General features: G+C 70.7%; 12 protein-coding genes. All 12 read right to left on the bottom strand.

All coding sequences use genetic code 11. The features are described from left to right. Window positions 1-94 (bottom strand): S-adenosylmethionine synthetase N-terminal domain-containing protein (locus ABZY44_RS21580; RefSeq protein ID WP_170814730.1); only part of this gene is annotated, 94 nt, incomplete at its 3' end. Between the two features lie 236 nt (window positions 95-330). After that, window positions 331-1,404 carry a transposase gene (locus tag ABZY44_RS21575; protein WP_356656167.1) on the bottom strand — a complete coding sequence of 358 codons (1,074 nt, stop codon included), beginning with the start codon at window positions 1,402-1,404 and terminating at the stop codon, window positions 331-333. 146 nt (window positions 1,405-1,550) lie between these two features. Next, a complete protein-coding gene (locus ABZY44_RS21570; RefSeq protein ID WP_356656165.1) occupies window positions 1,551-2,738 on the bottom strand; it encodes an MFS transporter in 1,188 nt (395 codons plus the stop codon). A 130-nt stretch (window positions 2,739-2,868) separates the two neighbouring features. After that, window positions 2,869-3,681, bottom strand: coding sequence for a methyltransferase domain-containing protein (locus ABZY44_RS21565; protein WP_356656163.1), 813 nt, complete (start codon window positions 3,679-3,681; stop codon window positions 2,869-2,871). A 45-nt stretch (window positions 3,682-3,726) separates the two neighbouring features. Then, the gene (locus tag ABZY44_RS21560) at window positions 3,727-4,095 is read right to left on the bottom strand and encodes an SgcJ/EcaC family oxidoreductase (RefSeq protein ID WP_356656161.1); all 369 of its coding nucleotides are present in this window, start codon (window positions 4,093-4,095) and stop codon (window positions 3,727-3,729) included. 42 nt (window positions 4,096-4,137) lie between these two features. Next, complete coding sequence (locus tag ABZY44_RS21555) at window positions 4,138-4,518, bottom strand: nuclear transport factor 2 family protein (protein WP_356656159.1); 381 nt, start codon at window positions 4,516-4,518, stop codon at window positions 4,138-4,140. A gap of 186 nt (window positions 4,519-4,704) precedes the next feature. Next, complete coding sequence (gene phzG / locus ABZY44_RS21550) at window positions 4,705-5,340, bottom strand: phenazine biosynthesis FMN-dependent oxidase PhzG (protein WP_356656157.1); 636 nt, start codon at window positions 5,338-5,340, stop codon at window positions 4,705-4,707. A gap of 71 nt (window positions 5,341-5,411) precedes the next feature. After that, on the bottom strand, window positions 5,412-6,251 hold the full coding sequence (locus ABZY44_RS21545) for a PhzF family phenazine biosynthesis isomerase (RefSeq protein ID WP_356656155.1): 840 nt from the start codon (window positions 6,249-6,251) through the stop codon (window positions 5,412-5,414). An 89-nt stretch (window positions 6,252-6,340) separates the two neighbouring features. Next, window positions 6,341-8,311, bottom strand: a complete 1,971-nt coding sequence (locus ABZY44_RS21540) for an anthranilate synthase family protein (RefSeq protein WP_356656153.1) — start codon at window positions 8,309-8,311, stop codon at window positions 6,341-6,343. Continuing rightward, window positions 8,308-8,931: an isochorismatase family protein gene (locus tag ABZY44_RS21535; RefSeq protein ID WP_356656151.1), complete on the bottom strand. Its 624-nt coding sequence runs from the start codon at window positions 8,929-8,931 to the stop codon at window positions 8,308-8,310. The genes ABZY44_RS21540 and ABZY44_RS21535 overlap by 4 nt, the downstream gene beginning before the upstream one ends. Before the next feature lie 32 nt (window positions 8,932-8,963). Beyond that, window positions 8,964-10,136 carry a 3-deoxy-7-phosphoheptulonate synthase gene (locus ABZY44_RS21530; protein WP_356656149.1) on the bottom strand — a complete coding sequence of 391 codons (1,173 nt, stop codon included), beginning with the start codon at window positions 10,134-10,136 and terminating at the stop codon, window positions 8,964-8,966. Between the two features lie 50 nt (window positions 10,137-10,186). Continuing rightward, complete coding sequence (locus tag ABZY44_RS21525; RefSeq protein WP_356656147.1) at window positions 10,187-10,693, bottom strand: PhzA/PhzB family protein; 507 nt, start codon at window positions 10,691-10,693, stop codon at window positions 10,187-10,189. Window positions 10,694-10,775 lie beyond the last annotated feature (82 nt).

Raw genomic sequence — 10,775 nt, 5'->3', positions numbered from 1 at the left:
GGAGCGCGTCGAGGATGGTGTCGCTGATCTGGTCGGCGATCTTGTCGGGGTGACCTTCGGTCACGGACTCCGAGGTGAACAGACGGCGGGACATGGCACTCCTTGAAGAGTCCGGTAGAGGATCTGGTGGAACCACTGGAAAGGAAGCGTTGATCGCGCGAAGGCGCCCCCGCCGGGCAAGCGGTACGGGGTGCGAGCGGGCAAGCGGGCAAGCGGGCGGTGACGGTCAGCGGGCAGGTCTGCACAAGCCGCGGGCAGCGGGCAGCGGGCAGCGGCCGACGAGCGGTCGGGTACGCCGCGGTATGCCGCCGTGCGGCACCGCGCCCCGGATCACGCCAGGCGTACCCGCTCGACATCGCCGGGGAGGAGAACGGACTCCGTCGTGAGGGAGGGGCCCGGGCCCGGGGCCGTCGTGCGAGCCGCGTGGGCCACGGACACGAGCGTCAGGTGACGGTGCCAGCCCTCGAAGGTGCGGCCCGTGAAGTCCCGGGCGCCGAGCGGGTCGGTGACCCGCGCGAAGGTCTCCTCGACCGTGCGCGCCGACGCCGCCAGGGCCACCAGCTCCGCGGGACCGGCGTCCAGCAGGTCGGTGAGCCACACCTCGTCGGGGCCGGCCCCGCCGCCCGTCCCGCAGCCGAAGAGGAGCAGGTCCTCCGCGCCGGGGAGGGGCGCGGGGGCGAGGAGGCCGAGCGGGACGGCCCGGCTGACCTTGACGAGGAACCGCAACCGGGCGGCGCGCAGGCGCCTGACCGCGTCGATCACGTCGACTCCGTCGACGTCCATCACCACCGGCCCGGACGGAAGACGCCGCCCCGGACCGTCCAGCAGGTCGAGGTACACCCCCATCGCGCACTGCGCCGGGGTCCGCGCACGGCTCCACCCGCAAGCGGGCCGCCCTCCCGGGCGATCCGTCCAGGCGTCAGGGGAACCGGGATGCAGCAACTTCCAGTTGACGGGCTGGCACAGGGCCCCGGACACGGACCACAGTCCTACGGCGTACTGCACGTTGCGCACGGCCCCGAGGTCGGGGACGTACCGGCGGTGGACGCCGGCGATGTCGTCACCCTCCTTCGGCGTGAGCATGGGGCGCAGCACCCACGCGTCGAGAGGTGCGACGGCCGCGGCCCGGGCGGCCAGGGCGCGGCGGACCGGCATCCAGTCCCAGGTGGAGCAGCTGACGAAGTGGTGCAGCCGCTGCTCCAGGGCCGTCCCGTGCCCCAGGCACGCCGCCATGTTGCGGAAGGACCTGCGCCCCTCGGTGACGAGCAGCCCTTCGACGTACTCGGCGGCCCGGGCCCTTTGGTCGCTGCGGGTCAGCGAGGCGAACAGCGGGTCGCACAGGGCTCTGAGGTCCTCGGCGGCGGTTTGCCCCCCGGCTGCTTCGCGCCGCGTGGCACCTTTCATGAACTCCCCCTGGTCCCGCGGGTGATGGGCGTCTTCGGGCCGGCGGTACGCGCCGTCGCACCGGGCGGACCCGCGGCCGTGGGGCGCGCCCTCCCTCTGAGGGGCACGCGTTCCACAGCCACGGGCGGCCACGGGCGGGGCCCCGGTCAGGCCTCCGCGGGCTCCGGCTTCGCGGACCGGAAGGCCCCGGTTCCGGCGAAGACGAGAGCGGAGATCACGAGGCACGCCACCGTGAATCCGGAGACCCCGTGGAAGCCGTCGAACGCGGAGAGCAGGGAGCCGCCCACGAAGCCTCCGATCATGGTCCCGAGGTACAGCGCCGTCGTGGCCAGGGAGGACACCGTGCCGCGTGCCGCGGTGGTGCGGGAGAGCAACATGGCCATGAAGATCGGGTAGTTCAGGCCGAGTACGACGGAGCCGAGGGCCAGTCCGGTGATCGCGGTCGCCAGGTTGGGGGCGAACGGCACGGCGCCGTAGATGAGGATGAGCGCCACGAAGGCGTAGGCGAGCGTGCGTTGCTCGCCCAGCCGCTTGATGAGGTGGCTGCCGAAGATCGAGGTGATCGCCATGCCCACACCGAGTGCCATCATCGCACTGCTGATCGCGGTGACACCGAGCCCGAAGTCCCGGGAGAGCCAGGACCCGATGAACGAGATCGTCTCGAACACGCCGGTCTGGTAGGCGAGATACCCCAGGAGGTACCAGGTGAAGGTGCGGGAGCGGAACAGTCCGGCGTAGATCGAGAAGAAGCCGCCTCCGGCCGACGGCGCGGCGGGTACCGACGGGAAGACCCGGAACAGCACGAGCCAGACGACGGCCGAGAGACCGGCGACGGCGAAGAACGGCACGTGCCAGGAGCTGGCCGCCAGCCAGCCGCCGACCGGGACGCCGACGACCTGCGAGATGGACATGCCGGCGCCCGCCAGGCCCATGGTCTTCACGATGGCGTCGGCGGGCACCAGGACCGGGATGGACGCCCACAGCTGGGGGGTGACCAGGGCGGCCGACATGCCGGCGAGCACGCGGAAGACGATCATGCCCCAGAAGTTGGGTGCCACTCCGCAGAGAGCCGTAGCCACTGCGAATCCGGCGAATCCGAGGAGGAGCACGCTGCGCCGGTTCCTGCCGTCCGAAAGGGGGCCCGCCACCAGCGCGAAGAGGGCGAATCCGAGGGCGTAGGCGCTCACCATCCAGCCGGACATGCTCGTGGAGACGTCGAAGCTGCGGGAGAGCACGGGCAGCATCGGAGCGACGAGGAAGGTGTCGGTTCCGATGACGAACATGGTCGTGAACGCGAGCCAGGCGATTGCCGTGGCCGATACCTTCTTCGCCACCAGGGGGACGGAATCGTCCGTGATTGCTTTTGATCGAGTGGAACTCATGACTTTCACACCGCCGTCAGGGGGATCACTTCGGGGAGATGCTCCGGCGTCCGCGGGGACGCCGGGCGGGAGGGGGAAACTGTCAGTGGCCGGAGCGCGGGGGTTTCCTGCCCCATGCGGAATACACGAACGTCGAGACGTCCGGCGCCGGCCCACTGGCGACCAGGGCCTGCGCGGATTCCACCTGTTCCGCGGTCACCAGACCCGCGTCGACCAGTCGCGGGCCGCTCTGGACGAGCCGGGTGGCCAGAAGCCGGTCCTGTACCTCGTCCACGCCGAGACCGCCCGGCGTGACGGAGACGCCCACGGAGTCGCAGCCGGCCGCTTCCAGCCGGGCCGGGATGCGCCGCGCCCAGGACAGGTCGATGCCCTGACCGGCGAGTGCCGTCAGGTACGCGCCGTGGACCTCACGCCACGCCGGGTACGCGGAGTCGGCCGCGGGCAGGAAGTGGACGTCCTCGAGGACCAGCCAGCCGCCGGGTGCCAGCCAGCGCATCACGCGTTCGACGATCTCCTCGCGCCGCGGCAGGTGCATGAACACCGCGCGGGCGTGGATCAGGTCGAAGGAACCGGCTGGAAAGTCGTCGGTGGTCAGGTCGGACCCCCGCACCTCCAGGTGGGGCGCGCGGTCGCCGTCGATGAACCGGGGGTCGATGTCCAGCGCGAGCACGGAGCCGTCGGGCACCCGCTCGGCGAGCCAGTACGCGATGGAGCCCGCACCGGCGCCCAGTTCCAGGCACCGCCAGTCCGGCCGCATCGGCAGTCGGCCCAAGGCCCGTACGGTGCCCGGGTCGTATGTCTTCTCCAGGAGTTGGAGCCGCTCCAGTTCAGTGGGCAGGTCCTTGCTCAGCAGACCTGTCGTGTAGGCATCGGCGGGCACAACGCTCGCGCTCATCGCACTGCTTCCTTTCCGAGGGGGGCCAGCCGGCGCTGGGGAGGGTCAGCTGGGTTCGCCGAAGTAGCCGGACGAGTGCAGGAGCCGCAGCCAGGTGCCGTCGGGCTGCCGCCGCGCCACCTGGTAGCGGCCCCGGCTGTTGTCCTGCGGGACGCTCGACGTCAGGGCGATGTCGCCCCGGCGCAGCGTGGGCAGCGACGTCTCCATCGGGAAGTACGAGAACTTCGCCAGCATCCCTTCGAACGCCTTCTGTATGGCGTCGCGGCCGTGGTGCTCCTGGCCGATCGGGAAGGCCATGACGGCGTCCGGTTCGTAGAGGGCGGCCATGCCCTCGGCGTCGGCCGCGTTGGCGCGCTCCACCCACAGCCGGGCCAGCTCTTCGGGCTCGTGTGCTCTCTCGCGCTCTGTGCTCATCGAAACTCGCATCCTCATAGCAGTGGGAAATTCGGTGGGAAGTCAGCCGGAGATCAGAGCGCGCGGGTCGTAGACCGCTCGAATTCTGTTGATCTTTCCGTCCTCGACATGGATCCAGTTCGCGACGGGAGTGGGACGGGCGATGGTGGTGTGCAGGGTGAACCAGGTGACGACGTCGGATTCCGACGCGAAGACCCGTTCCACCACGAGATCCGTCGTCACGGGCGCCATACGCTCCAGTGATTCTCTGCACTGGTCCGGATCGTCGAGAGTCGCCAGCGGCCCCGTGTACGAGAAGTCTTCCGCCAAGAGCGACCTCAAGGCATCGAATTCCTTTCCTCGCCACGCTGCGATATAGGCCGCCGCTATCTCCTCGGCATCGCCCGGTCCGGATTTCCCTGTTTCCTCGGACTCTTCGTTCACTCAGTGAATTCTGCGCGTGCGGACGATGTCTGGCGATGGGCCGCACCTCACTATGTCAAGTCATCCGCGAGGGCCTCGGCGGGGCCGTGCGGGAGCCCGGCGCCGTTCGGCAACGCAAAGGTGCCGCTCCGCCGGGCAGCGGAGCGGCACCCTTCGGCACGCCCGTAGGGGACCCTGGGGTCCGGGTCACGGCTGGAGGCGTCGCACCGCGTACCCGTCGCCGTTCCTGTCGTACCGCAGGCGCTGATGCACGCGGTTCTCGCCGTTGGCCCAGAACTCCACGCTGTCGAATCGCAGCAGGCAGGCCACGTAGGTCGCCGGCCGCGGGAGCGGTCCGGCGTCCGCGAGCCGTGCGACCTCGGCCTGGAACGCGGCCATGTCGAGCAGTTCCTCGCTCTGCCGCGACGTCACCGACGCGGCGTGCGTGAAGAGGGGCCGCTCCAGCCACTTGGCGTCGGCCGTATCGGCGCCGAGGACCTCCACCGCGCCGCTGACGCTGATCTGCTGGCTGGTCTCGCGCCAGTACAGGACACCCGACGCCCAGGGATTGCCGGTGAGTTCGCGGCCCTTCTGGCTGTTGACGTGCGTGGCGAAGACGAGGCCCTCGTCGGATATCTCGTTCACCGCGACGATCCGGGTCGAGGGGCGTCCCCTCTCGTCGGCGGTGGCGAGCGCCAGTGCCTTCGGCTCCCGTACGCCGAGGCGTACGGCGGTGTCCCACCAGTCGCGGACGATCCCCACCGGGCTCGGGGGCGGTGCGTCGTACTCGGGAAAGCTGATCTCGATGGTGCCGGTGAGCGTTTCCGACCTGGTCGTACTCATTGCTGCCTCCGTGGTCCTGAGGTGTCGTAGCCGTGATGACGTGTGTGCCGGCCGGGCGTGGGGTGCTCCGGTCAGACGAGTGCCGTGCCCCGTGCGAACAGGGCTCCGCTGCCGCCCACCTCGACGGAGACGAAGCGCTCTCCCGTCCCCTCGGCCCGGGCCAGCATCAGGGAGGGGCGGCCGATCTCCACGCCCTGCAGGATCTGCACCGGCTGCCCGGGGGCGATCAGTCCGTGACGGCCGAGGTGCAGGGCGAGCGGTCCGGCGGCCGAGCCGGTGGCCGCGTCCTCCACCACGCCGTACGCGGGCGAGAACATCCGGGTGCGCCAGTGCGTGCCCTCCCCCGCGAAGCAGTTGACCGCCAGGTCCTCGAACGCGGCGAGCGCCCGGTGGTCGGGATGGAGCCGGGACAGCGCCTCGACGCTGTCGAGCCCCACGAAGACGTGCCGGGGGCCGTTGCGGTAGATCTCCACGGGCAAGGTCGACTTCCGCACGCCGACGGCTGCCAGGAGTTCATCGGCTCTGTCGAACAACTCCCATGTGGGAATGGGCTGTTGCATCCGAGCGGCGACCACCGTTCCGTCCCTGCGTTCCAGTTCGAAGGGGATGGCCCCCATGCGGGTTTCCAGCAGGAGCGTGTCCTGACCGGTCTCCACGCCCAGCGCTATGGCGGTGCCCAGCATCGGGTGCCCGGCGAAGGGCAGTTCGTTGACGGGCGTGAAGATGCGGATGCGGGCGTCTCCCGCCTGTTGCGGTGCGAGCACGAACGTGGTCTCCGAGAGGTGCATCTCGCGGGCGATCTGCTGCATGCGCTCGCCGGGGATGTCGTCCGCATCGAAGAAGACGGCGACGGGGTTGCCGCGCAGGGGCTCCTCGGCGAACGCGTCCACTACGACGTACCTGTGCATCATCGGGTCTCTCTCCCCTTGGACGGAGTGCGAAGGGTGGTCGGGGCCCGGCCGGGGGCGGGCCGGGCGGCACCGGACGGGTCGGTCCGGCGTCAGACGGTGACGCGCGGTTTCGGCTGACCGGACAGGCCCTGGAGTCCGGCCGCGGCGGACGAGGCCAGGACGTCGCGTACCGCGCGCGCCACGATGCCCGGGCCGTTGCGGGTGAGCACGGACTCGGCGTGGAACTGCATGGACGCGAAGTGCGGTCCCCGCAGGGCGTGCACCTCTCCGGTGTCCCGGTCCCGGCTCACCTCGACGGTGCCGACGCCCTCGACCTCGATGAGATCGTCGTCGCTCACGGCGGCGAACGTGTTGTAGAAGCCGACCCGTTCGGAGTACCCGAACAGATCGATGGCCTTCTGCACGCCCTGGCTGGGGACGTCCTTGCGGTGCACGCGCAGGCCCAGCCGCAGACTGAGCGTCTGGTGGCTGAGGCAGACGGCGAGGAACGGCCGCCGCTCGCTCAGCAGGGTGTCGACGGCAGAGCGCAGATGCCGCATCCTCGGCTCGTCGCCTGCGGTCGGGTCGCCCGGTCCCGGTCCCATGACCACCAGGTCGTGGCCGTGGAAGGAGTAGCTCTCGTCGAAGCGCCGCACGCTCACCACGAAGCCCAGCGAACGGAGCTGTCCGGCGATCATCGCGGTGAAGGTGTCCTCGGCGTCGACGATCAGGACCCGGCGGCCGGCGAGCTCGGGCGCCGGCCGCAGGCGCTGGCCGACGTCGCTCAGCCAGAAGTCGGCGATGGCCTCGTTCCTGCTGCCCAGGGCGGCGCGGACCGTGGGGTGCTGTGCGAAGCGGCTGACGGCGGGCGCCTGAAGGGCGGCGATCAGACCCGCGGCCTTGGCCCGGGTCTCGGCGGCCTCCGCGGCGGGGTCCGAATGGCGCACCAGCGTGGCGCCGACCCCGATGCTCAGGCGGCCCGCGGCGGAGATATCCGCGGTGCGGATCAGGATCGCCGAGTCCAGTTGCCGGGTTCCGTACTCGTCCCGGCTCATCAGGGCGGCGACCCCGCTGTAGTAGCCGCGGCCCTGCGGTTCGTACCGTTCGATGACCCGGCAGGCGCTCTCCAGCGGGCTCCCGGTGACGGTCGGGGCGAACAGCGTCTCGCGCAGGACCTCGCGGACGTCCCGGTCGGTGTGTCCCTCGATGAAGTACTCGGTGTGCGCGACGCTGCCCAGTTCCTTGAGGTACGGGCCGATGACCCGGCCGCCCTCGGGGCAGATCTGCGCCATCATCTTCAGTTCCTCGTCGACGACCATGTAGAGCTCGTCGGTCTCCTTGCGGTCGGCGAGGAAGTCCATGATCCCGGGCAGTTCGGGGCCGGACAGGGGGTAGCGGTAGGTGCCGCTGATCGGGTTCATGACGGCGACCCCGTCGCGGACGCTGACGTGCCGCTCGGGCGAGGCGCCGACGAAGGTGCGGTCGCCGGTGTGGATGACGAACGTCCAGTAGGCACCGGATTCCCGGGCGAGCAGTCGGCGGAAGAGCGCCAGGGCGCGATGGTGTCCGTAGTCGCTGATGTCGGCGACGAAGGACCGTTTGACGACGAAGTTGGCACCCTCGCCCGTGCCGATGGCCTCGGCGAGGACGCTGCGCACGGTGTCGGCGTACTCCTCGTCGCTCACGTCGAAGTGCGGATCCCGCAGTGCGGTCGGTACGTCGGGAATCCGCGCGACCGCGTCCTCCACCCGTACGGTCTCCTGGCCGGTGACCGTCAGCGCGATCAGCGGCGCGCCGTCGTCGGGAGCGGCGAATCCGCGCTCCGCGATCTGCCGGTACGGGACGACGGCGAGCACGTCGTGCCGCACTCCCCCGCCCTGCGGCGGGCCCTCGGGCAGCGGGATCCCGGCCAGGGCATCCGGCTGCGAGACCTCGCCGACGAGGACGTCCAGGTAGGCGGGTCCGGTCGTCTCGGGACGGTGCAGCACCGCGAACGGGCCCGGCTGCTCGCCCAGAATCCGGTCGAGGAGCCCCGGCGCGGCGGAGCCGCTCCCGCCGAGCCACGCCGGCCGCGCGCTCATGCGAGGACCTCCTTGGCGGTGAGCACCGTGGCGCAGCGCTCGGCGGCGTACCGCAGGGCCAGGGCGTGGTACTCGGCCGAGAAGTCGGCGACGGCGTCGGCCACCAGGAACGGCTGGATGTCGTGGGTGAACGCCTCGACCGCCGACATCAGGACCCCGACGTGTGCGTAGACGCCGCAGACGATCAGCTGGTCGCGTCCTGCGGCGCGCATGCGTTCCAGCAGGTCGGAGCGGAAGAAGGCGCTGTAACGCCATTTGGTGAGCAGCCAGTCGTCCGGCCCCGGCGCCAGTTCGACGACGACCTCCCGGTCGGCGGGGTCGGTGCGCATGCCCGGGCCCCAGAAGTCCTTGAGGAGTCCGCGCTGCGCGTCGTCCATGCCGCCCGGCTGGGCGGTGTAGGCCACCGGGACGCCGCGCGCGGCGCTCCACTGCCGCAGCAGGACCGCGTTGGCGACGAGTTCCTCGCGCAGGGGGGACGGGAGGGGCTCGAGGAAGAACCGCTGCATGTCATGGACCAGGAGGACCGCGCGCTTCGGGTCGACGGTCCATCGGGCGGTGTTGGCGGGAAGGTCGCCCGCGGTGGGCAGGGCGTACGGTTCGATGGGCGGTATGCCGGGCATGGCCCTGGCCTCCAGATCCTGAGGGGAAGGGGTCAGCCGTTCCAGGCCGACACCACGTGGACGGCCTGACCCGGGTTGAGGCGCGGGTCGCAGCGGCTGGTGTACTTCTCGCCGACGCGGGCGAGGGCGGCCTCGTCGGTGGCGCACTCGGTGACGTCGTCCGGTGTGGTCTCCAGGTGCAGGCCGCCGGCGACGCCGCCGCCCGCGAGCACGGCCTGCTGGAAACCGCGCACCTCGCGCACGATCGTCGCCAGCATGCGGGTCTTGTTGCCGTCGGGGGCCGTGACGGTGTTGCCGTGCATCGGGTCGGTCAGCCAGATCACCGGGTGGCCCGCCGCGCGGACCGCCTCGACGAGCGGGGGCAGCCGGTCGGCGACCAGGCCCGCTCCCATCCGGGCGATCAGCGTGAGCCGGCCGGGGTCCCTGGCGGGGTCGAGCCGCTCGCACAGGGCGAGGAGTTCCTCGGGGGTCATACCGGGCCCGACCTTGCAGGCCACCGGGTTGAACACGTCGGCGAGCAGCGCGACATGGGCGCCGTCCACCTGTCGGGTGCGCTCCCCGATCCACGGCAGGTGGGTGGAGCCGAGGTAGGTTCCGCCGCTCCCGTCCCGGCGCAGCATCGGCAGTTCGTAGTCGAGCAGCAGGGCCTCGTGGCTGGTCCACACCGGCGCCTCGATGCCCTGGCCCTCGGTACGCGTCTTCCATCCGAGGTTTTCCACGATGTCGTTGGCGGCCATGTAGCCGGCCAGGATGCGCAGCGGGTCGGGGCGCCGGTTCTCGGCGTCCGGCTCGGGGCCGTTCACCATGTCGCCGCGGTAGGAGGGGAGTTCCACTCCGCCGATCCATTCCGTGGGGCTGGAGCGCGGTTTGGCGAACTGACCCGCGATCCGGCCCACCCGTACGACCGGCCGGTGCGTCGCTATCCGCAGGGTGCCCGCCAGCAGGTCGAGGACTGCCGCCTTGCGCGCCACGTAGCCGGGCGTGTGCTCGTTGACGTCCTCGGCGCAGTCGCCGGCCTGCACCATCATGGCGTCACCGGTGGCGACCCGGCCGAGGAGAGAACGCAGCGTACGGATGTCCTCGGCCCGGGCGAGCGGGGGCCGGGCCTCCAGGGTCCTGCGGACCCGTTGGACCTGGAGCGGGTCGCTCCATTGGGGCTGCTGGAGCGCGACCCGGGACTGATCGGCGTGCAGGGCGTTTTCCATGCTGTTCTCCTTGGGTGGGAGGAACGGGGCTCTCGACTGCGGAGAACCCGTCAGGTCGGTATTCCCTCACGCTTGATTTCCGGCACCGGAATACCGAGCGCGCGCAGCTGCTCGAAAGGATTCATGAATTCGCGATTCTGCTTGATCTTCCCGCCCGTCAGCTCGAACGAGTGCAGGAAGTGGTTTTCGTAGTAGCCCTCGGGGTAGCCGGGAAAACGGATGAGGCCGTGCCCGTCGCATTCGACCCAGAAGCGGTTGGGGTCGTCCGTCTCGAAGACGCGGATGTTGTACCACTCCCAGTCCGGGAAGCACTTCAGCGACCACACGGCGTGCTCGGCGAGCCGGTCGCGCCCGCTGATGACGATCGGGGACCCGGTGTCGGTGGTCCACAGACCGCCGCTGCCGTCTTCGGTGAAGAGCTCGTGACGCCGCAGGCGGTCCTCGCCCTTGGTGTTCATGTACTGCTCCACGACGGCCCGGTGCTTTCGGCGCAGTTCGGCGGCGTCGGTGAATCCGGTGGCGGTTTCGGACAGGGTTTCGGACAGGGTTTCGGACACGGAGGTCCCCTTCTCTGTGAATGACTGACGGCTGCCGGAAGATGCCGGGGCCGTTTCGCCGGCGTGCGGGCCGGAGCGGGAC

Origin of the sequence: Streptomyces sp. NPDC006544 (assembly GCF_040611715.1) — a bacterium.
In the GTDB taxonomy this organism is placed as follows: domain Bacteria; phylum Actinomycetota; class Actinomycetes; order Streptomycetales; family Streptomycetaceae; genus Streptomyces.
Note: the sequence above shows the minus strand (reverse complement) of the source record. Positions and strands in the feature narration are given on the sequence as shown.